Annotated in this window: 18 protein-coding genes; 7 read left to right on the forward strand and 11 right to left on the reverse strand. The window is 54.5% G+C overall.

The genetic code is table 11. From position 1 onward, the window contains the following. Window positions 1–61: 61 nt before the first annotated feature. Genes pip through TURPA_RS13955 form a run of 3 tightly spaced genes read right to left on the reverse strand, consistent with a single transcriptional unit; the run spans window position 62 to window position 3511 of the window. Window positions 62–1003 carry a prolyl aminopeptidase gene (pip, locus tag TURPA_RS13945; protein ID WP_014803946.1) on the reverse strand — a complete coding sequence of 314 codons (942 nt, stop codon included), beginning with the start codon at window positions 1001–1003 and terminating at the stop codon, window positions 62–64. 5 nt (window positions 1004–1008) lie between these two features. Continuing rightward, the gene (locus tag TURPA_RS13950) at window positions 1009–1809 is read right to left on the reverse strand and encodes a cobalamin-binding protein (RefSeq protein ID WP_014803947.1); all 801 of its coding nucleotides are present in this window, start codon (window positions 1807–1809) and stop codon (window positions 1009–1011) included. Continuing rightward, a complete protein-coding gene (locus TURPA_RS13955) occupies window positions 1796–3511 on the reverse strand; it encodes a putative PEP-binding protein (protein WP_014803948.1) in 1716 nt (571 codons plus the stop codon). Before TURPA_RS13955 ends, TURPA_RS13950 begins: the two co-directional genes overlap by 14 nt. 168 nt (window positions 3512–3679) lie before the next feature. Between TURPA_RS13955 and TURPA_RS13960 the strand changes: the two genes are divergently transcribed. After that, window positions 3680–4687: a hypothetical protein gene (locus TURPA_RS13960; protein ID WP_157210505.1), complete on the forward strand. Its 1008-nt coding sequence runs from the start codon at window positions 3680–3682 to the stop codon at window positions 4685–4687. Between the two features lie 8 nt (window positions 4688–4695). Next, window positions 4696–5724, forward strand: coding sequence for a flagellar motor switch protein FliM (gene fliM, locus TURPA_RS13965; RefSeq protein WP_014803950.1), 1029 nt, complete (start codon window positions 4696–4698; stop codon window positions 5722–5724). 38 nt (window positions 5725–5762) lie between these two features. Here the strand turns inward: fliM and TURPA_RS13970 are convergent, their stop codons facing one another. Continuing rightward, the gene (locus TURPA_RS13970; RefSeq protein ID WP_014803951.1) at window positions 5763–6107 is read right to left on the reverse strand and encodes a hypothetical protein; all 345 of its coding nucleotides are present in this window, start codon (window positions 6105–6107) and stop codon (window positions 5763–5765) included. 173 nt (window positions 6108–6280) lie between these two features. Here TURPA_RS13970 and miaB point away from each other — a divergent pair, with 173 nt between their 5' ends. From miaB to TURPA_RS13990, 4 genes are read left to right on the forward strand one after another with little or no spacing between them, the layout of a single operon-like run. Next, on the forward strand, window positions 6281–7633 hold the full coding sequence (gene miaB / locus TURPA_RS13975) for a tRNA (N6-isopentenyl adenosine(37)-C2)-methylthiotransferase MiaB (RefSeq protein ID WP_041949382.1): 1353 nt from the start codon (window positions 6281–6283) through the stop codon (window positions 7631–7633). Beyond that, window positions 7626–8399 carry a cell division ATP-binding protein FtsE gene (locus TURPA_RS13980; protein WP_014803953.1) on the forward strand — a complete coding sequence of 258 codons (774 nt, stop codon included), beginning with the start codon at window positions 7626–7628 and terminating at the stop codon, window positions 8397–8399. The genes miaB and TURPA_RS13980 overlap by 8 nt, the downstream gene beginning before the upstream one ends. After that, window positions 8396–9112 (forward strand): MlaD family protein, encoded by a 717-nt coding sequence (locus tag TURPA_RS13985; RefSeq protein WP_014803954.1) that lies wholly within the window; start codon window positions 8396–8398, stop codon window positions 9110–9112. The genes TURPA_RS13980 and TURPA_RS13985 overlap by 4 nt, the downstream gene beginning before the upstream one ends. Before the next feature lie 15 nt (window positions 9113–9127). Then, a complete protein-coding gene (locus tag TURPA_RS13990; protein ID WP_014803955.1) occupies window positions 9128–10108 on the forward strand; it encodes a hypothetical protein in 981 nt (326 codons plus the stop codon). Here the strand turns inward: TURPA_RS13990 and TURPA_RS13995 are convergent. After that, on the reverse strand, window positions 10105–10974 hold the full coding sequence (locus TURPA_RS13995; protein WP_014803956.1) for a fatty acid desaturase: 870 nt from the start codon (window positions 10972–10974) through the stop codon (window positions 10105–10107). The two genes, TURPA_RS13990 and TURPA_RS13995, sit on opposite strands and share 4 nt — an antisense overlap. An 89-nt stretch (window positions 10975–11063) precedes the next feature. On the opposite strand from TURPA_RS13995, the gene TURPA_RS22035 reads away from it, so the two are divergent. After that, entirely contained in the window at window positions 11064–11738 is a 675-nt protein-coding gene (locus TURPA_RS22035) for a glycosyltransferase family 2 protein (RefSeq protein ID WP_157210506.1), read from the forward strand. Here the strand turns inward: TURPA_RS22035 and TURPA_RS14005 are convergent. The 6 genes from TURPA_RS14005 to TURPA_RS14030 form a co-directional block, all read right to left on the reverse strand. After that, window positions 11676–12089: a transmembrane 220 family protein gene (locus TURPA_RS14005; RefSeq protein ID WP_014803958.1), complete on the reverse strand. Its 414-nt coding sequence runs from the start codon at window positions 12087–12089 to the stop codon at window positions 11676–11678. The two genes, TURPA_RS22035 and TURPA_RS14005, sit on opposite strands and share 63 nt — an antisense overlap. Before the next feature lie 55 nt (window positions 12090–12144). Next, window positions 12145–12795 carry an endonuclease III gene (nth, locus tag TURPA_RS14010; RefSeq protein ID WP_014803959.1) on the reverse strand — a complete coding sequence of 217 codons (651 nt, stop codon included), beginning with the start codon at window positions 12793–12795 and terminating at the stop codon, window positions 12145–12147. Then, the gene (locus tag TURPA_RS22040) at window positions 12785–14881 is read right to left on the reverse strand and encodes a 7TM diverse intracellular signaling domain-containing protein (protein WP_014803960.1); all 2097 of its coding nucleotides are present in this window, start codon (window positions 14879–14881) and stop codon (window positions 12785–12787) included. Before TURPA_RS22040 ends, nth begins: the two co-directional genes overlap by 11 nt. 75 nt (window positions 14882–14956) lie before the next feature. After that, a complete protein-coding gene (rpoD, locus tag TURPA_RS14020) occupies window positions 14957–16912 on the reverse strand; it encodes an RNA polymerase sigma factor RpoD (RefSeq protein WP_014803961.1) in 1956 nt (651 codons plus the stop codon). 168 nt (window positions 16913–17080) lie between these two features. Continuing rightward, window positions 17081–18763: an ABC1 kinase family protein gene (locus TURPA_RS14025; RefSeq protein WP_014803962.1), complete on the reverse strand. Its 1683-nt coding sequence runs from the start codon at window positions 18761–18763 to the stop codon at window positions 17081–17083. Window positions 18764–19056: 293 nt separating this feature from the next. Next, on the reverse strand, window positions 19057–20295 hold the full coding sequence (locus TURPA_RS14030; protein ID WP_014803963.1) for a pirin family protein: 1239 nt from the start codon (window positions 20293–20295) through the stop codon (window positions 19057–19059). Between the last annotated feature and the right edge of the window lie 4 nt (window positions 20296–20299).

A 20299-nucleotide genomic window follows, 5' to 3' on the forward strand; every position in this document is an offset into this window, starting at 1 on the left:
TGTAGCATGCCGGTGTACTTTCCTCCCTTGCCACCGAATTAATTCGGTGGCAACGGGCAGCTCACTTCTTTCGAAATCTATCCGTCGCCTCGATCAGCGCAGAACGGATTCCCGGCTCAAACGCCGCATGCCCCGATGCCGGCACGATCGTCAGGCGCGCGCGGGGCATTTTTTCTTTGAGATCGAATGCATTTTTGACCGGGCAGACAATATCATATCGGCCGTGAATAATCTCGGCTGAGATGTTCTGCAGTTTGTGCGCGTTGTTTAGCAGATAGTTATCATCGGGAAAAAAGCAGTTGTGCATGAAGTAGTGGCATTCGATGCGCGCGAGCGAGACGGCGATTTCGCCGAACTCGTGGTGCATCGCCTTGTTGGGTTCGAGGCAGATGGTCGCGCCCTCCCACAGGCTCCAGGCGCGCGCGGCTTCGAGGCGCACCTTCTTGTCGGGCGACGTGAGGCGGCGATAGAACGCCGAGAGCATGTCGTGCCGCTCGTTCTCGGGAATCACCTTCACATAGTCTTTCCAGTGGTCGGGAAAAATCTGGTGCGCGCCATACTGGTAGAACCAGAGAATCTCTTCGTGTCTGCAGAGAAAGATACCGCGCACGATCAGGTGCAGAATGCGTTCGGGGTGGCTGATCGCGTATGCGAGTGCAAGCGTGCTGCCCCATGAGCCTCCGAAAACCAGCCACTTCGAAACTTTGAGTTTCAGGCGAATCAACTCGATGTCGGCGATGAGGTCCCAGATTGTGTTCTCGGCAAGTTCAGCGTAGGGTTTACTCTTGCCGGCGCCGCGCTGGTCGAACAGAATGATGCGGTATTTTTCGGGGTTAAAGAAACGGCGGTGGTTGGGTGAGATGCCCGCACCCGGGCCGCCGTGCAAGAAGAGGGCGGGTATTCCCTTAGGGTTGCCGCATTCTTCGACATAGAGCGTGTGCAGTGACGAGACCTTTAGGCTGTATTTTTTGACGCGCGTAATTTCAGGATATAGTTCTCTCATGTTTTTTACCTCTGGCGAAGTTTTGCGGGCAGTTCTTGACCGTGAATTGCCGCGTAGATTCGGTTTATGCCGTCGAGATAGAGCGCAGGGCCTGGCTGCAGAATTTCAGCAGATTCAATCTCAAAGAGTTTGTCGTTCACAACGGCGGTTACCTTTGCAAGTTCTGGCCGGCTGCGTATCCATTCAAAATCGACCGGTTTACCGCACCATGACCCGATGATTACTTCGGGATCATGCTTTTTGACTGCGGCGAGAGTGACGATGCGGTCTTTTGCCATTGCTGCAGAGCGTGCCGCGAAAATATTCTCACCTCCGCAAATTTCGATGAGTTCAGTAACCCACCTGATCGCACTGATGACGGGTTCGTTCCACTCCTGAAAGAACACGCGCGGGCGTTTGCGGCCCGAGGTGAGGCTTCGAATCGCGTCGGCTTTGCGGTGCCAGCGGTTGAGGAGTCTCGCGCCGAGTGCTTCTTTACCGACGAGGCGGGCAACCTGCATGAGGGTGGCGTCGATCTCTTGCAGCGAGCGCTGGTTAGTGATGAGAACGGTTAATCCTTCTTTGATCAGTTTTGCTGCCAGCTCTGATTGTATGTCAGAAAAGCCGATTACGAGGTCGGGGGCGAGACCCTTGATCTTGCGTATGTTGCCGGTCAGAAAAGCGCTGACCTTTGGCTTTTCTTTCGGCGCGCGTTCAGGCCGCACGGTGTATGCGCTGATGCCGACGATTCGCTGCTCTTCGCCGAGCAGGTATAGCCATTCACACGTCTCTTCGGTGAGGCAGACAATTCGCTCAGGACTGGCCATAGAGAATATCGAGCGCCAGCGCGCGTGCTTTTTCGACGCGCTCAGCTTCATCGCTGATAGCGAGAATTTTGCGGGCAAAGTCGAGGTGGCCTGCGCCCAGTGCCTGTACCATGTTGGCGACAATCGGCATGCGGTGCGTCGGCACTGTGAAATGCCGAAAGCCCAGACTCACGAGATACGCGAGGGCCCAGGGCTCACCCGCCACTTCACCGCAGATGGTGAGAGGCCGCCTGAGGGTAAGGGCCTTCAGCTGCTTCGCCAGAGCCGCGAAAGCATCGCCCACCAGCGCCCGGTGCAGTGCATCGGCGTTTTCACGGCGTTCTGAGGCAAGCGAACTCAAGAGATCTGACGTGCCGACATAAAAGAAGTCGACCTCGTTAACCCAGCGGTAGGCGGCGAGCACGCCTGCGGTATTTTCGAGCATCGCGCCCAAACGCATTTTGACCGGCTTTTTACCGGCGTTGATTTCAGCGATCTGCGCCTTGATCGCGAAAATTTCGCGCCGCTCTGAAACGTAGGGCACAAGAACGTTCAGTTGCGCGTTGGTTTCACGCGCCGCGCGCATCAGTGCCGTGAGCTGGCTCGTAAGCACTTTTGGCTCACGCAGCAGAAAGCGTATGCCGCGCAGCTCGCGATTGGCTTCAATGGCTGCGCTGTTCAGAAAATTTTTATCGTCTGAAAAATCGAAGAGCCTGTAGGTCACTTCGAGCTGCGGAAAATCACGCATGATGTGTTCGTATTGTTTTTGCAGGGCGCGCGCAGAAGGCAGCTCGCGCGCCTCACTCACCTGGTATTCGGTGCGGTAGAGCCCGATGCGCTGTTTCTGCGCTGCCACCTGCTGAAGTTCGTTAGTAAAGTGCAGCGTGCCTGAAAAATCGACGTTTGCCCCTTTGCCGAGCTTCGCGCCGAGCGACCAGCGTTGCGCGCCATCTTCGGGTACACTTTCGATAAAGCGGGCGCTGCGTTTAGGGTGCAGTACAATGTAGCCGATATCTGCATCGAGTAGAAGTGGTGTTGATTTCTTGAGCCTGAAAAAGCGCGGGTCGTTGACTGAAACGCAGGGTATGCGCATCGCGCGCAGCATCACGAGTTCGTGCGCCGTGTCGCTGGTTTCACCGATAATGATGCCACGCGCGCCGGCCCGCTTCAGCGCCAAAACTTCGCTGACCGTGAGCTTCGGGGCAGCGACAATGGTGACTCCCTCGGGTAGCTTCAGCTCTTGCTGCATGCCCAGAAAAAACTGAATGCGCCGCTTCATGTCGTTCATGTCTTTGAGAAAGTGCCGGTTCTGCGGTTTGCCGTCAAAACGCGAAGGGGTCGCCTCAAAGCTGAATTGCCGTGAAACCATCGAGATGACGGCGCCCAGCGCGGCGGCAGCGGTGGCACCGGTCTTGAAGATGCGGGTCTTGATTTCGCCCAGAAAATACGGATCTTCGAGTGTCATTAAATGCGACTCGAGCACGTCGATCGCATCGTCTATGGCGAAGATTTCACCGGGGTTTTTCTTACGGCGGTCGAGCATCATCTTTTTCTCGCCCGCGAGCTGTAGCTGCGCTGAGCGCAGCGCGCTCTTGAACGTGCGGTATTCGTTTCGGGGGTTAATGTCGCGCCTTTCGTCTGCGGCGAAGCGCTCGCGTCTGAACTCCGCGGCGAAGCCGCGAATTCTACCCGGAAATATGCTTTTTGCCCTGATATGCCGCATCTGCTGCCGGGCCCCAACGGCTACACCGCCTGTCCCGCACTCGAATCAGCTCACCTTGGGTAGTTAGTGGTAACGTATAGTAGAAAACGATCGAGTTGCGCCATGCCCCCGGCGAAAAATCACCTAAAAAAGAGACATATTATTACCGATATTTGAGCTATGCCGCGGGTGGGTTGGTCTGTTCTTTCATTATTGCTGCTCGGCCCTGCCGTGGCCAATGCCGCTTCGTGGCGAAATAACAAAGTCGATCACCACGGTAATGCCACCGAGAATTTCAGCTCGAGTGGCCTGAAACTCTACGTGACTGCGCCGCGGTTGCGCTTTGCCAAAAACGACGAGGTGGCCTTTCATGCGTCGCTCGTCAATGAGGGCGCATACCCCGTGACGATCTACCTGCACGAAAACCCGCTGAAGAATTTCACGATAATCGCGCGCGACGCCGAAGGCCGCTCGCTCAACGTTAAAGAAGAAATGTATTTTCAGGGATCTAAAGACTACCGCGACCCCCACCACACGCGGTATTCGGGCGAAATGTACCCGATGCGCAAGCTGATTCTGCACGCCGGTGAAAAGTATGAAAAACGTATTCGCCTCGCCGACTATGTGGACTGGGATTCTTTTTCGGAGAAGGTGCGCGATCTGAACGTGACTGCACACTTTTATCCGAACCCGGTGCAGGCTGAACGCTACTTTCTGGCATCTTCGAGCTCACTCAATCTGATTTACGATCAAACCCGTGAGGTGCCGAAAGAGCGCGACAATGTGGGCGATGCCTCGACCGAAACCCTCAGGGTCAGCGCACGCGAAATCGTCTATCTGATGCTTTCGGCCGAATATACCCGCGACTGGTCGCAATACTTTAAGTACGTGTCGCTGCGTGACATTGTGCGCGATTATCCCGAGTTCATGCGGCTCTATGCTCAGGATTCTACCGAATTGCAGACCAAAGCTTTGGCGGAGTTCAGAAAGTACCTCAGCGGCCGCGGCTACCACAAACTGATACGCTTTCGCGTACTCGCGGGCGAAAGCCGTGAGACGAGCGACACCGCGCAGGTACGTGTACGCGCGCGGCGCGACGTCGAAGGTTTTGAACGGGAATATCTGACGACTTATTATTTGACGAAGCGCGATGCCTTATGGCAAATTACAGGCGTCGAGTCGAGACTGGCAGATTGAGGTAGATCATGACTGATATTCTTTCACAAGACGAAATAGACCAGTTACTCTCGGCGATCTCGTCAGGTGACGCGCAGCAAGAAGACTTCTCGGCGACACAGGCCGAGCAGAAAAAAGTCAAAATCTATGACTTTAAGCGCCCCGACAAATTCTCGAAAGACCAGATTCGTACGGTTCAGATGATGCACGAAACTTTCGCGCGTCTGACGACCACTGCGCTGTCGGCGAAACTGCGCGCGATGGTCTCGGTACACGTTCAATCGGTCGACCAGCTGACATACGAAGAATTTATCCGGTCGATACCGAACCCAACGACGCTCTCACTCATCAACATGGACCCGCTCAAGGGTTCAGCGATTCTCGAGGTCGACCCTTCGATCACGTTCACGATTATCGACCGCCTCTTCGGCGGTGCCGGCGAACACGCGAAGCTGACGCGTGAACTCACCGATATCGAGATGTCGGTCGTCGAAGGCATTATCGTTCATATTCTTGGTAACCTGCGCGAAGCGTGGTCGACGGTTATCGACCTGCGTCCGCGCCTCGGCACAATAGAGACGAACCCACAGTTTGCGCAGATCGTGCCGCCGAACGAGATGGTGATGCTGATTACTCTGGAAACAAAGATCGGCGAATCAGAGGGCATGATGAACCTTTGTATTCCCTACATCACGATCGAGCCAATCATTCAGAAACTCTCGGCGCAGTACTGGTTCTCTTCGATTCGCCGCGGTGAAAGCGAAGTTAACCGTACGATGATACAGAGCCGGCTCGACAATGTTCAGGTGCAGATTTCGGTTGAGATCGGTACCGTCAGCCTGGGCTTTAAGGATATCATGAACCTCAAGGTCGGCAATATTATCAAGATGCCGAAAACGACGGTGCGTGAAGAATTTACGTTTAAGGTTGAAGAGCGTGCGAAATTCAAGTGCCGTCCGGGCCGAATTGGTTCGCGCCTCGCGGTGCAGATCGGTGAACCGGTAATCGATATACCAGACGAACTACTGATCGGTAACCGCAGCGAAGAAGAGGGCTAAAAGTTTCAGGGCGCCGCCGCAGCGGCACCCTGATGCCATTATTGTCGGGTGAGGGTTTCGCGGCCTTTGCCGCCAGGGCCCCATTTGCCTTTCAGCACAGCGCCATCGTCTTTCACCTTATAGACAACCGGGTCGGGCTGGCCCCAGTCGACGGTCAGCGTATCGCCCGAAAGCGTACCGGTACCTGAATATTGGCTGTCGCCGATTGTCCAGTTGAACGTGTAGCCCGAAGACGCATCGCCCGAGATGACGACTGTGCCTTCGTAACGGCCACCGCCACCGGGGTTTTTGCCTTCGCAGGTGTAGGTGCCGCCAACCTCGGCGAAGACCGAAGCTATGGGCAAGAGAAGCGCACAGAGCGCAATGCCGTAGAGTTTTTTCATAGTGGGATTTCCTCCTGAAACAAGGTCAGGGCGCTGACGCGTCTCTGCCTGAGTGGCAGCTCTGGCACGGCCGCTCTGAAACGTCAATCTTTATCAATCCCCCTATGATAAAAGAGTTTTCGCGCTGTTTCAAAGCGGCAGTTTCAGCTCGAGTGAGCAAGACTGAAACCGAGATGCCGACTGCGCCGAAGGCGCCTGCCAGACAGTTCTATATTGAGACCTATGGCTGCCAGATGAATGAATACGATTCGCTGCTCGCCGGCAAGATTCTCGAATCGAATGCGACGCAGACAGCGAGCCCGGCAGAGGCCGATATTATCTTGCTGAATACTTGCGCAATACGCGAAAACGCACACCAGAAAGTTTATAACCGGCTCAGAGAGCTCAGCCGATTTCACAAAGCGGGGGCCAAGGTTGGCATTTTGGGCTGCATGGCGCAGAACCTGCGTGAAGACCTGCTGTACGAAAATCTGCCCGTAGACTTTATCATGGGGCCCGATGCCCTGCGCAATCTGGCGCAACTCGTCGATTCGCCGACGGCCGATACGGGCCGCAGTTTTCTGAATCTTTCGCGCATCGAAACCTACGACGACATTGTGCCGACCTTCGAGCACCACATGCGCTACCGTGACAGCAAGATCACTGCTTCGGTGACGATACAGCGCGGCTGCGATAATTTTTGCGCGTTCTGTGTTGTGCCCTATACACGCGGCCGTGAACGCTCGCGCCCGATCGACAGCATCGTCGCCGAAGTGCAGGCGCTCGCCGAAAGCGGCGTCAAGACGGTCATTCTGCTCGGCCAAAACGTTAATTCGTACCACCATGAAAAGGCGCGGTTTATCGATTTGATTGAAGCGTTGCTCGCACGTACCACGATCGCGCGCATTTATTTCTCTTCGCCGCACCCGAAAGATTTTCCCGTTGAACTTATCGACCTCATGGCGGCAGAACCGCGATTCTGCAACCAGGTTCACATGCCGTTGCAGGCGGGTGCAAATAACACGCTGAGGCGAATGAAGCGCAACTATACGCGCGAAGAATTTCTCGAAATCGTTGAGCGCGTGCGCGCGCGCGTTCACGACGTCGCGATCAGCACCGATGTCATTGCGGGTTTTCCGGGCGAAAGCGATGCGGATTTCGAAGAGACACTTGAAATGATGCGCCTTGCAGATTTCGACTCTGCTTTTATGTTTGCCTATTCTGAGCGCAAGGGTACAATTGCACAGCGCCTCTACCCCGATGATGTTCCCGAAGCTGTCAAAAAAGAGCGGCTCGCTCGCATGATCGACCTGCAGCTGAAAAGATCGCACACGAATAACCTGCGTTATGTAGGTCAGGTTGTTGAGGCCATGGCAGAGCAGCCGTCGCGTCGCGATGCCAGCGATTGGATAGCCCGCATGAGCAATGGCCGCAAGGTTGTTTTTCAGCCTCTTTCTGTTGCAGATGCGCTGCCCGGCAGCCTTGTGCAGCTGCAGATAACCGGGGCGTCGAGTCAGGTTCTGCACGGCAAAGAGATTCATGCCTGACGAAATACTCAGATTCGAGAATGTCTGGTACGGCAACGATGTTGTACAAGACCACGTCGACAACATCTCGTTTGCACTCGGCAAAGGTGAAGGCCTCGTGCTTTCAGGGCCTGAAGGCAGCGGGAAGAACCAGATTATGGGCCTTATCATGGCGAAATATTTGCCGCGCTCGGGGCAGATCTATTACGAAGGCGCCAATCTGAGGCTGCAGCAAGACGAAGAAATCGAGCGCTTGCGCTTTTCAATCGGTTATGTGACGCAGACAGCCGGCCTCATCAATAATCTTTCTGTGATGGAGAACATCATTCTGCCGCTGCGTTACCATACCGACATGAAAGATGATGCACTGTTTGCAGCCGCAGAGTTCTGGATAGACCGCTACGAGCTGCGCCATAAAATTAAAGCGCGCCCGGTCGCCCTTTCTGATTCCGAAAACATACGCACGGCCCTTATTCGGGCGCTCATCGTCGAGCCGCGGCTGCTGCTGCTCGATATGGTATTCGATGGCCTTTGTCCTCTGGCCTCGCGCCGTATTCTCGAGCTGGTTTTTGAAGACATTAAGGCGCGCCAGATTGCGCATATAATATCAACGTATTATCCCCGGGTGTTCGAGTCGCGGCAGCTAAAGTTCATGCTGCTCTACAGGGGCGAGGTTGTGTTTGACGGGCAAATTGCCGATCTTAATACTGCAGATAATGTTTTTCTTGCCCAGTACCGCAACTTTGCGACCAAAGGCGCGATGCAGGCATTTAATGGGGCAGTATGAAATTTGAGCGTCACGACATATTTACGGGTCTTTTTGTGCTCGTGGGCACCGTGTTCGGTCTCTCGGTATTGCTGTTTATCGCGGGTTATAACCTGCTCGACGACCGCACCGAATATTGGGTGCGGTTTGAAAAACTCGCAGGTGTGAAAAAGGGCACGGCGATCAAAATCAAGAACTTCACTATCGGCGAAGTCAAAGACGTGCTCCCGATCTATGGCAGTGACCTGCAGTTTAAGGCAAGGGTTCTGATCAACAAAGAATTCAAGATATACCAGGGCACAAAAGTGAACATCACCAACCAGAACGTGATCGGCGATGCAGTACTCGACATTCTGCCCTCTTTGTCGAAAAAATACGTTCTGAAGCGAGACGACACACTTTTCGCGACGAATATCGTCAACCTCGAACAGATGGTGACGCAGATATCCAATCTCGTCGGCACGATTAACCGGCTCGTCGAAACCTTTGCAACGCTCGCCGGCGACAACAAGAACGACGTCAAAATGCTGCTGACAAACCTCAACGGCTCTATCGCAAAGGTGAACGGTCTGCTCGATTCATCGCAGGGAGAAATCGTCGCGATTATGCGCAATATTCGCAGCACATCGGGTACACTCGACAAATTCACCAAAGAACTCGCAGAAAACCCATGGAAGGTTCTGGACAAACGACCTTCGTCTGGCCCGCCCGCCGACTCAGCGGCTCTACCTTAGAAACGGGCTGACCTTGTGGCGAGCCTCTACTTTGCCGCCGATGAAACGCGTACCTTTGGGTTGAACATCTGGCGTTCAGACGCCGGCGCAGATATCGGTTTGCTGCTTGGCACAGCCCCCGCTGCAGACATTGTCGTGCTGCGCGATCAGGTGGCGCAGGTGCAGAAAAATTCAATCATTTCGAACGGTGCAATCGATGCCGCGCTGCGCGATCTGATATTGACCTTCAGAAAAGACCTGCACGATGACAATACCATGTCGGCAACCGGCGTCGAGTGCCAGGTCGTAGTGGCAGGTGCTGCAGATGCGCCTGCAATTCAAAAAATCTGTCTTGAAAATTTTTCCGGTTATCCCGGGCACTACCAGCTGAGCCCCTATCTGGCTGACGCCACGGCCGCGCAGGGCATGCTCAGCTGGCTTGATCTGTTGCAGCAGCAAGACGGCGAGGGTGTTTACGTCGTCAGGCAGGGTGAAAAGACCATGGGGGTATTGGGGTATAGCTTTGAGAAACAGGTAGCCGAGCTCGCAATCGCCGCAATTTCAGCCGAAGCCGGCGTGAGGCAACGCAACCTCTTGCTGGTCGAAGCGACGCGCCGGGTCGAGCAAAAGCTCATGCAGCGTGGCTTTAAGAAATTTCTGGCGAAAACACAGGCGACAAATCTGTCGATTCAACGCGACCTTGTGCGGTATGTGCACTGCGAACCGGCTGCGACACTCGCAACTGCGCATGTTCACCTCTTTCTGGGGCAGATCGCGAAGAGGGGTGAGGATATCTTAAGCCAGGACAATCTGCGCGAGACAGTGATGTCTTACGCGGTGACGGTCATGAACAAGGCACCGTTGCAGAAGCTGCACCTGTATGCCCCGGCCGGGAGCAGACCTGTGAAATACAGGGCGCTGAGTATGCCCCGCCGCGACGGTGCCAGAGCACTCTTCTTTGCCGGTTACGATGACAGTGACCGCGTAGTCGCCGTTGCCTCGGCCTTTTCAAGCTAACCGTTCTTCTCACTGGCACGCGCCTTTTTTACGAACCTGTTCGCAAATTTTCGCCTGAACCACGCAGTTGCGGCGAGAACTTCGAACGCGGCGTTTGTAACGCCGTGGCTCGTGTGCCAGTCAGCATTGGCTGACCGTAAATTCTTCAGCCTGTAAAACGGCGTTTGCGGGCTGCGGTGGTGTTCGCCGTGCATGCCGATCGCATGGGGCAAAAACAGAAAATTGCTGATGATATTACCCCGCGTCGTACGCGTCGCCTGCGTCACAGTAGCAGCGATGCCTGCATGCTCGAGAATTCCCCGCAGGCGATTTACCGCAATGAACCATGTGAAGAGCGGCAACAGCCAATAGAGCAAAAAAATGCGGGTATACCCATAGATCCACACCAGCGACAAACCTGCGCACCAGAATAAGAGCATACCGGCGCTCATCTTCAATATACCGCTCGGTGCCCCACGGGCAGAACGATCTTGCCTGCGGTTGAGGCCGAGGACATAGCGCATGATTTGCCAGAGTGATTCTGCGGCGACCAGGTCTCCCGGCCGGTTGCGCGAAAAATCGGGGTCTGCGCCGGTATTCAGGTGACGGTGGTGCGCAAGGTGAATTTCGCGAAAGAATTCAAAATGCATGAGAATCGGCCACGCGCAGGCATATTTGAACGTCAAAACGGCCACGCGCTGCAAGTGACCTTTTGGCCAGTGAATCGCCTCATGCGCGATCACACCCAACGCATGCTGGCGCGAAGCAATGATTATGACTGCGGCAGCGTGACACCAGAAACTCTGCACGACCTCTGCCGACCAGATTGTCACCGCAACGATCAGCCAGTCGGCGAGCGCCGCAGCGAGGGTAATGGCGAATCTCATTGACGTTTGCCTTCTTGTCATCAAATAGCCGCCGGTGGCAGGCTTACAATAATCTGATGCCAGCGCAACGAAAACCTGAAATCAGCATTGTGGTTCCTGTTTATCAGAACGGCCCGCAGTTGGCAGAGTGCATCGTCGAAATCGAAAAGTTCTTCACCGCGAAGAACCTCGCCTACGAAATAATCTGTGTCGACGACTGCAGTCCGTTGGCGATCGAATTGCCTGCGGCTGCAAAGGCTGCGCGCCTCTTGCGCTTGCCAGCAAATGTGGGCCAGCAAAAGGCAATCGCCATCGGCCTCAACGCCGCCGCAGCTGATATTGCCGTTACGACCGACGCCGATTTGCCGATTTTGCCGGCAGATTTTATGCGGTTGGTCGAGGCCCTGCGTTCAGACGCGCAGTTAGATCTGGCACTCGGGGCAAGAGAGGGTTACTCGCACAGCTCACCCGTCCGTGCATTGGGTTCATGGGCTGTGAGTTGCATCATTCGTCTGCTCTTTCGTTTTCGCCTGCGCGATTTTGGTTGTGGAACGAATGCCGTCAGAAAGGTTTTGGTGATTCGCCATGCTGAATCAAAGCTGCCGGCCAGCCCGATCAAACTCGCTATGGTCTCGCTCAGCAACGGTTACACTGAAATCGCGCTGCCTACACGCCCGCAGCGGCAAGCGCGGTCAACGTACAACATCTGGCGATTAGCCGCCTTAACCCTCGGTATCTTCTGGTTTCGATTGCGGGCGGCGACTCACCTGCGACACTATAAGTAGCATCACGATGAGGCTAATCGCCGCGCCAAAAAATTCGCGTGTCAGTTCGATATAGGGCTTTGCCGCAGACATCTGTGCGGTCAGTACATTCTCGTTACCCAGCCGCAGCCAGTCGAGCAGCCCCCCTGCCGTTGTCGCCATTTCGGCCGCAGCCATTCCCGCAGTCAGGTAGAGCAGGGCCGTCGGCGCTCTGCCTAAGGCATGCAGCACACACATGACCGCCGACATGAAATACAAAAGCATCCAGTGCAGCGGGTCAGGGTCGTTGTATTGTACCGCACCGGCGAAAACAAAATAAGCAGCGCCTATATAAAGAAGAACAAGGCGGATGTAGAACCTGAGAGAAAGCATAACGCTAATTCATACCCGTCGCAGCTCTCGCCAAGTATTTTACGCAAATGAGAGTTCATTGAGCCGGTTTTGCTGAAGGGCAAATTTTCCTGAGCGTGCATTCGCTGCAGCGCGGCCTTCGGGCAATACAGGTGCGGCGCCCGTGAAAAATCAAGAGCAGAGGCAGGTCACGCCACAGTGCAGGCTCGAATATCTGCATCAGCTCGCGTTCGACCACAACCGCGTTATCGCTGCGCGTAAACCCGAGCAGCTTCGCAATGCGCTTTACATGTGTGTCGACGGTAATGCCCGGCGCTTTGCCAAAAGCTTCTGCCATGATGACATTGGCCGTCTTTCGCCCGATACCCGGCAGTTTAGTGAGCGTGGCAAAATCTTCAGGAACAAGGCCCGCATGATCGCGCACCAGAATCTCAGCCAGCGCCTTAATGTTCTTCGCCTTGTTGCGGTAAAAACCCGTGCTATAGATCAACTTTTCGAGTTCTTCAACGGGCGCCGCTGCCAGAGCGGGCATATCAGCATAGCGTTCAAACAGGGCAGGAGTCACGAGATTAACCCGCTCGTCGGTACACTGAGCCGAAAGTATAACTGCGACCGCAAGCTGCTCAGTACTGCGAAAATTCAATGGGCATGCAGGGCGGCCAAATTCAGCCTCGAGCGCCTTGAAAACTTTCTTCGCGAGCTGCCTGACTTTGGTCTCAGCCGTCATGTTCCATCAGTTCGTACACTTTGACGGCCTTTTTCTTGCCTTTGACCCGTATTGTGTCGAGTTCACGGGCCGCCAGCTCATGCGGCAGCTCTTTGAGCAATGCCTCGCTGATGACGATTCCTGCGTGAAAAGTCGATGAAAGGCTTTCGATGCGTGAGGCCAGGTTTACAGTATCACCGATCACCGTGCCCTCCCAGCGTTCGTTTTCACCGATTGTGCCGAGGCGTACCGAACCTGTGTGAATGCCGATGCCGATATCGATCGCCTGATACCCCTGTGCACGGCGGTGCTCATTGTAGCGAATCAGTTCTGCGCGCATCGCGAGTGCCGCCCGCGCGGCACGGATTGTGGGTGGCTCGCTCGGGCCTCCAGGCCCTTCGGCCGGCACCAAGACGCCTTCCTTGACGGTGCCGTCACTCGGGCCTCCTAGCCCTTCGGCCAGCGGCGCTGAGGGCGTCGTGCCCGCAGCTGGCTTTGATCCTCCATGATCTTCAGCCGGCACCAAGACGCCTTCCTTGGCGGTGCCGTCACTTGGGCCTCCTGGCCCTTCGGCAAATAACGCCATGATGGCGTCGCCGATGAATTTGTCGATAAAACCACCGTGTTCACGAATGATCGGGCCCATGCGCCTTAGGTATGAGTTTAAGAAGCGAAAATTCTCTTCGGGCGACATGGATTCAGAAAGCGCGGTAAAACTGCGGATATCAGAGAAAAGGATGGTGATGTCGCGAGTCGTTGATTTACCGAGTTCAAGGCGCGTGAAATCGGTTTCGCCCGCCAATTCAAGAAACTTTTGCGGCACGAAGAGCTGAAATGCCCGGTTCATTTCGCGTTCGCGGTCGATCACCTGTTTCTGCGCCCGTTCTTTTTCATCGCGCCAGATATTGATCTTATCTGCAAGCGCCAGCGAGAGCAAGATAACTTCGAGCGCCGACCCGATCTGCGCAGAATAGGTGCTGATAAACGAATAGTTGATAATGCCGAGATTTCTCAGCGATAAAAAGATAACCCCCACAATCAATGTGGTGTACGCAATCAAAAAATAGCGTGCGGCCTTTACCTTCTTGATATAGAGGGTGAGGGCCATGAAGAAAATCGCGAGCGCAGCACCGGCGCCCGAAAATATTCCTATCGCAATAAAAATCCTATAGGGCAAGAAAGGCCCGGCGATCAATGAAATAAAGGCGATAAACGAGAGCAGACCGGCAACTTTGTATTGTTTGGGTATGAGTGGCTGGGCCTGAAAGAACTGCGTCGCAAACAGCAGCTGAAAGACGGTCGCCAGATGCAAAAATACCGGCAGCAGGTATTTGGCCAGTTTCGGTGACTCGGGTAAGACAACTTCATGAAAATATCCCCAGAGGGCAAACTGAAAGAGGGCGAAGAACAGAATGTAGAAAACGTAGAATGCGTAAGAGCGCTCTCGGGTTGAAGCATAGAGAAAAAGGTTGTAGAGCACCATGACGAGCATGATGCCGAAGTAAAAACCAAACACCAGCTGTTCGATGTGGTCGGTCTTGTAGAACTGTGTTTCATGCATCAGCTGCAGCGGCACGAGCATGCTGCCCTGGCTCTCAAGCCGCATCAGAACGATGCCAGGGGCCTCACTGTCGCCTGCCGGTTTGCCGCGAACCGCTGCGGTCGCCGGCTTTTCGATTCTGACGGGAAACACAAAGTTGTGATTTGGCAGCGCGCGTGAGCTGAGCGGGTAATCGCGGCCCGTGACGCTGCTGTCGAGAATGAGTCCTCGTTCGCTCACATAGTTGAACTGAATTCTGTCGATGAGCGCTGTGATCTCAAGCATGAAGGTGGCTGCGCCTTTGCCTTTCCACACAAAAGGCACCGCCACCCAAACGGGTTTGCGCGTGTAGCCGAGCGACAAGCGCGCCGATTCACTGCGGGTGAAATAGCCGCCCTTTAAGAGGTCGAGCGCTTCATGCGGCTGCTGCTCATTGTATTCTTCGAAGTAATAGTATACGTGGCCTTTGAGGTCGAAAGCCCCTTGCGCATTATTGTATTCTGCGAAATCGAGAGAATGCGCAGCTGTGCTGAATAGAAGCGCCGAAAAAAATAGCCGCAAGCGCATACGCGCAGTTAACAAAGAATCTGCTTGGCGTAAACGAAGTTTTCTGAACCCCCCGCCCGGGCGACCAACGGTCGATCAGGTCTGGTCGAGAAAGTCGCGCAGGCGGCGCATACGCGTCGGCGCCCTGAGGCGACGCAGCGCTTTTGCTTCAATCTGGCGAATGCGCTCGCGTGTCACTTTAAAGACGTAACCGACTTCTTCGAGGGTATGCGTATAACCATCGTCGAGACCAAAACGCATGCGGATTACTTTCTGCTCGCGGGCTGGCAACGTGGCCAAAACCTGCTTCAACTGTTCTGCGAGAATCGACTGCGCCGTAGACTGCAATGGGCTTGGTGCCTTCTTGTCTTCGACAAAATCTCCAAGTTCTGAATCTTCGTCTTCGCCGACCGGTGTTTCGAGAGATACCGGGTCTTTCGCAACCGACTTGACCTGCTTGACCTTAATGACCGGCCAGCCAAGGCGTTCGCCGATCTCGTCATCTGACGGTTCGCGGCCTGTTTCTTGCAAGAAAATACGCGCTTCGCGGTTTACCTTGTTGATCTGTTCGATCATGTGCGAAGGTATACGAATCGTGCGCGCCTGTTCTGAAAGCGCGCGCGTGATCGCCTGGCGAATCCACCAGGTGGCGTACGTTGAAAATTTATAACCCTTGCGGTATTCGAATTTTTCGACCGCACGCATGAGGCCGATATTGCCTTCTTGAATCAGGTCGAAGAAGTGCATGCCGCGGTTGGCAAAACGTTTCGCGATCGAAACGACAAGGCGCAGGTTGGCATTGATGAGCTCTTTTTTCGCTGCGTCGATCTCGCGCTGGCCGCGCGCAATTTTTTCACCCCAGAGCAAGATAATGAGCGTCGGCGAACCCGCCTCTTGCTCCATGCGGCGCAGTTTGCGTTCGTTGTTGCGAATGTCTTTAATGATGTTTTTCACATCTTCTACGGTACAGCCGAGTTCGCGCTCGACGATGTGCAGGTCTTCATTGCGCTCAATGTAGCGGTTGAATGCCTTTATGCCTTTGACGTCATGGCCATAACGTTCTTTCAGTTTCAAGAAGTGGCGCTTGATCTCTTTGATACGAAAGACCATGCTCTTGATCTTGTTGACGTGCTTTTGCAGCTCTTTCTGCGACACACCGACACGAATCACGTGCTCTGCTGCGAGACCTTCGAGTTTTAATATCTGCGCCCAGACTTCCTGGTGTTTTTTGCTCTTATGCGTATAGCGCTTGAGTTTTGCTTTCAGCGACGAAATCTGTTTGTCGAAATCGGTTACAGGCTTGATCTCGCGCAAAAACTTCTCGCGCAGCTCTTTCTGTTCATTCGTGCTGATGTAATAGGTCTTTGATGCGCGGGCAATATCGGTGATGCGCAGAGTGCCCTTGTCGACGCGGTTGTATGCCTTGATGAATGCACTGCGCAGCAATGATGAGCGCAGCACCGCGTCTTCGATGATGTTCTCACCGCCTTCGATGCGGCGCGCGAGCTCAACTTCTTTGTCGCCAGAAATAAGCGAAATTTTGCCGATTTCTTTCAGGTAAAGGCGAATCGGGTCGTCTGCAGCGCTCGCGCCGGCAGCGCCTGTTGATTTTTTCTTCTTTGCGGCAGCAGGGCGAAATTCGGGCTTTTGCAGCAAAAGCTGCAGCGAGTCGAGATCGTAACCCCGCGTGAGCATCTGCATCGCGAGATCTTGAATCGTGAGGGGTACTTTGTTTTCGGGCTGCTTAATTTCATAGCCCTGGGCCTTGAGTTCTGCAACCAGCGCCTTCGGTACCTTTTGTTCGCCGAGCGAACCGAAGTTACCGGGCACAACGGCCGAAGAAGTGTCGCCACGGCGGCCGACCTGCTTCTTTTCGTACTCCTCAACGATTTCTATGCCATACTGGTTGAGCAGTATGAAAACGTCGTCAATCTTGTCTGAGTTGGTGAGCTTTTCGGGTAAGATGTCGTTGATTTCGTCGTAGGTGATTTCACCGTTGGCCTTGCCAATATGGATGATTTTCTGAATTTCCGGAAGTTGTTCGAGTTCCACTAAGACCCCTTTCTATAAATGCGCCGCAAGAAACATGCCATTTCTAGTATCGGGAACCCGTCACGGCCAAGTTTACCCGAAACACCAATAATTGGATATTAGACGCCGCGTAAAGCATGTGCCAATAATCCTGCAAACCCTAAGGGTTTGCAGGATTATTGGGTTTTCTCAGGCTTTTCTCATACGCCAGAAGCGCAGCGAATACCAGCCGGCTATCGCGAAACTTAGGGCCGATGCCCAGGGCAGGTGAACGCTGCGGCCCAGCGCCAGGTCGCCTCCGGGCGGGCTGTCGGCAGACATCGCGACAATGCCCAAAAACAGCGCGACGAGCGGAATCCACAGCTTCCAGACCGGTTCGCGGGGTGCTTTGCTCACCGTCTTTTCGACCATTTCAATCTGGAACTTGCCGCTCGAAACCATGCCGAGGGTTTTCAGCAGCGTCGCCGGAGCCTGTTCGATAAAGTCGAGGTAGTCGGGCAGCGCGCGCAGAATCGGCTTCGCCATGCGGGCGGGCGAAATGCGGCCGATGAAGATTTCGCTCATCATCGGCAATGAGACGCGTGCGAGGTCCATTTTCGGGTCGAGAATATACCCTACCGCTTCGATCGTGACAATCGCCTTGATCGCGAGCATAATGTCTTTATTGAAATAAAGCTTGTAGCGCGCACCCATGTTCATCGAATTCAGAATCAGCTTGCCGAGCGAGTAGTTCTTGAAGCCTGCGCCTATCCAGCGTTTGCCGATTTCTTCGATCTCGGCTCGAAAGCCCGCAATATCAGAATGCGGGGTTGTTTCGGTGAGTCCGACCATGTACTTAGAGGCTGTCTCGTAATCGCGAATGATGAGGTAGTAGTAATACAGAAACATCGCATTCATGGTCTTCTGCGTGAACTGCCCGATCATGCCGAGGTCGATCATACAGAACTTCTCGGTGCCGACGATGAAGATGTTGCCGGGGTGCGGGTCGCCGTGAAAGAAACCGTCGACGAAAAGTTGTTTAATGACCACGCGCGCGCCGAGCGCCGCCACGCGCGGCCCGTTGATACCGAGTTTCTTGAGTTTTTCGGTATCGTCGGGTTTGACGCCTTCGATAAATTCAAGCGTCAAAACCTTTTTAGTCGTGTATTCCCAGTAGATTTTCGGCAGAATGACATCGCTGTCGTCTTTGAAATTCTCGCGGAATATATCCGCATGTTTGCCTTCTTGCGTGAAGTCGAGTTCTTTCATCGTATAGTCTGAGAACTCTTGAATGAGTTTTTGCGGCTGAAAATCCTGAATATAGGGAATCTGTTGCAAGACCCATGCGAGGCGCTGCATAATGCGCAGGTCACTCGTCATGATCGGAATTATGCCAGGGCGCTGCACCTTGACGACGACCTTCTGGCCGTTTCTTAAATATGCGATGTGCGCCTGGGCGAGCGAGGCAGCGCCCACAGGTTTAGGAGCGAATTCTTTAAAGATGTGGCGCAGCGGAACGTTAAATTCACCCTCGACAACCTTTTTGGCTTCTTCGTATGAAATTGGCGGTACTTTCGTCTGCAGGTTTCTCAGCTCGTAGGTAATGCGGCGTGGCAGCAGGTCTTCGCGCAGCGAAAGAATCTGGCCCAGCTTTACATACGTCGGCCCGAGGCGTTCGATGGTTTGCCGCAGGCGCACAGGAAAACGAATAATGCCGGCCGGGCGGCGCAGAATGAGGCGCGCAGTGATCGCGAGCATGCGCCGCGCAAACGAACGCCGTCTCAGCCCACGCGGGCGGTACAGCGTCGACACGATCATGTCGAGGGCAAATTGAATCAGTATCGACGTGACCGACAAGAGTCGTCGAATTTCTGCATAGGTCTTGAGATTCATGCGCGGTAAACACTGTTAAACAATGACCGCGCGAGACAAGAAAATTTCTGGTTGGGAGATTCTATAGTGAATAGGCGGGAACTCGCGAAGCCTAAAACATAGAGCGCATTTTCTTGGCGATGCGAATTGCGATGCCGCCAAAAGCGGCAAATCAGCGCAAATTCGGGCGGCTTTGTGCCCCTTGCATCGCGAATCGTTTCGATTCGCGGAGGAATTTGCGCTGATTAGCAATTCGTATTGTCAAGAAAATGCGCATCAGCGAGTTTCCGCCTATTCACAACACAGTTTTCAGACTAAAGCGACGCTGTCTCTTCTTCGCCGGTTGCATGCCGAGCGAAGCGGCCACGCTCTTTGCCGTGCACCGGCTCGGCGCTGGGCCACGGCCAGCCGCCAAATTGTGTGCGTTGGTAGTCGGCGAATGCCTGCTCAATCTCTTGCCGCGTATTCATCACGAAAGGCCCGTATTGTACCACGGGTTCGGCAATCGGTTTGCCCTGAAGCAACAACAGTTTCGCATCTTTACCCCGCGCGGCGATTTCAACCGGTTTTTGCGCATCGAGTCGCAGGCCATAACCTTGCTGCACGTCTGCGCCCGCGACCTGCAGAGCCTCGCCCGAATAAAAATAAAGAAATCGGTTCGCGCGGGTTTCAGTTGCCGGCAGCTGCCACTTGCCGCCGGCCGGTATTTCAATATGCCAGATCGCCACCGCGTTCTGTGCATCTGCAGCCCATGAATCGGGCGGGGGGGCGCTCGCCTTTGCGTTCAGGTAATCGCCGGCAATTACCTCGACTTTCGTCTTGATGCCGCCCGCGTCGGGGACTTCGACCACCGGAATTTTCTTCTGCCAGAGCATTTTGAAATGTGGTTTCACAAATTTGCTTGCGCGCGGCAGGTTCAGCCATATCTGAAAAAGTTCGAGTGTGTTACCGCCATTGCTGTCGATCAGCGGAAACATTTCTGCATGCTGCACGCCGGCGCCTGCCGTCATCCATTGTACGTCGCCTGCGCCGTAGCGCCCCGCAGCGCCCATCGAGTCGGAGTGATCGACGAAGCCGCTTCGCACCACGGTTATGGTTTCAAACCCTCGGTGCGGGTGACCGGGAAAACCCGGAACCCGTTCGCCATGGTACATGCGCCAGCCATCTTTGGGTGTGAAATCTTGCCCGATGTTACGGCCCGCGAGATTCGCTTTGGGGCCGAGAACTGCATTGCCTTCGGGATAACGATCGAGATGGTGCACGCAAAATAAAAACGGGTCTGCCACTTGCCACTGAAAACCCAGAGGGTGGATTTCTAAAATTACAGAACCATTCGCTTCGTGCATGCGTTTTACCTCTGTCGTGCTGCGGTTTCGCAGCCAGGCGGCCAGCGCCCACGCGCCGCCGCCGATGAAACTGAGCGCTGCAAGGCCTTTCGCGATAAAGCCCTGCCGCGTAAGATGTTGCCCGCTCATCGTGATAAGAATGTACTGTGGCCGAACGCGCGCAGCCACAAAATGCTGCTGAGATCTCTTGCGGGCGTGCATCCCCATTTCG

It is taken from the genome of Turneriella parva DSM 21527 (genome assembly GCF_000266885.1).
Lineage (GTDB): Bacteria > Spirochaetota > Leptospiria > Turneriellales > Turneriellaceae > Turneriella > Turneriella parva.

What these genes read in the sequence shown, in the direction of transcription:
- TURPA_RS13995 (WP_014803956.1), bottom strand. Translation starts at nt 10,974, where the DNA reads ATGAGATTCGCCATTACCCTCGCTGCGGCGCTCGCCGACTGGCTGATC.
- TURPA_RS13950 (WP_014803947.1), bottom strand. Translation starts at nt 1,809, where the DNA reads ATGGCCAGTCCTGAGCGAATTGTCTGCCTCACCGAAGAGACGTGTGAA.
- TURPA_RS14030 (WP_014803963.1), bottom strand. Translation starts at nt 20,295, where the DNA reads ATGGGGATGCACGCCCGCAAGAGATCTCAGCAGCATTTTGTGGCTGCG.
- fliM (WP_014803950.1), top strand. Translation starts at nt 4,696, where the DNA reads ATGACTGATATTCTTTCACAAGACGAAATAGACCAGTTACTCTCGGCG.
- TURPA_RS13970 (WP_014803951.1), bottom strand. Translation starts at nt 6,107, where the DNA reads ATGAAAAAACTCTACGGCATTGCGCTCTGTGCGCTTCTCTTGCCCATA.
- nth (WP_014803959.1), bottom strand. Translation starts at nt 12,795, where the DNA reads ATGACGGCTGAGACCAAAGTCAGGCAGCTCGCGAAGAAAGTTTTCAAG.
- TURPA_RS14005 (WP_014803958.1), bottom strand. Translation starts at nt 12,089, where the DNA reads ATGCTTTCTCTCAGGTTCTACATCCGCCTTGTTCTTCTTTATATAGGC.
- TURPA_RS13955 (WP_014803948.1), bottom strand. Translation starts at nt 3,511, where the DNA reads ATGCGGCATATCAGGGCAAAAAGCATATTTCCGGGTAGAATTCGCGGC.
- TURPA_RS22040 (WP_014803960.1), bottom strand. Translation starts at nt 14,881, where the DNA reads ATGCGCTTGCGGCTATTTTTTTCGGCGCTTCTATTCAGCACAGCTGCG.
- pip (WP_014803946.1), bottom strand. Translation starts at nt 1,003, where the DNA reads ATGAGAGAACTATATCCTGAAATTACGCGCGTCAAAAAATACAGCCTA.
- TURPA_RS13985 (WP_014803954.1), top strand. Translation starts at nt 8,396, where the DNA reads ATGAAATTTGAGCGTCACGACATATTTACGGGTCTTTTTGTGCTCGTG.
- miaB (WP_041949382.1), top strand. Translation starts at nt 6,281, where the DNA reads ATGCCGACTGCGCCGAAGGCGCCTGCCAGACAGTTCTATATTGAGACC.
- TURPA_RS14025 (WP_014803962.1), bottom strand. Translation starts at nt 18,763, where the DNA reads ATGAATCTCAAGACCTATGCAGAAATTCGACGACTCTTGTCGGTCACG.
- TURPA_RS13980 (WP_014803953.1), top strand. Translation starts at nt 7,626, where the DNA reads ATGCCTGACGAAATACTCAGATTCGAGAATGTCTGGTACGGCAACGAT.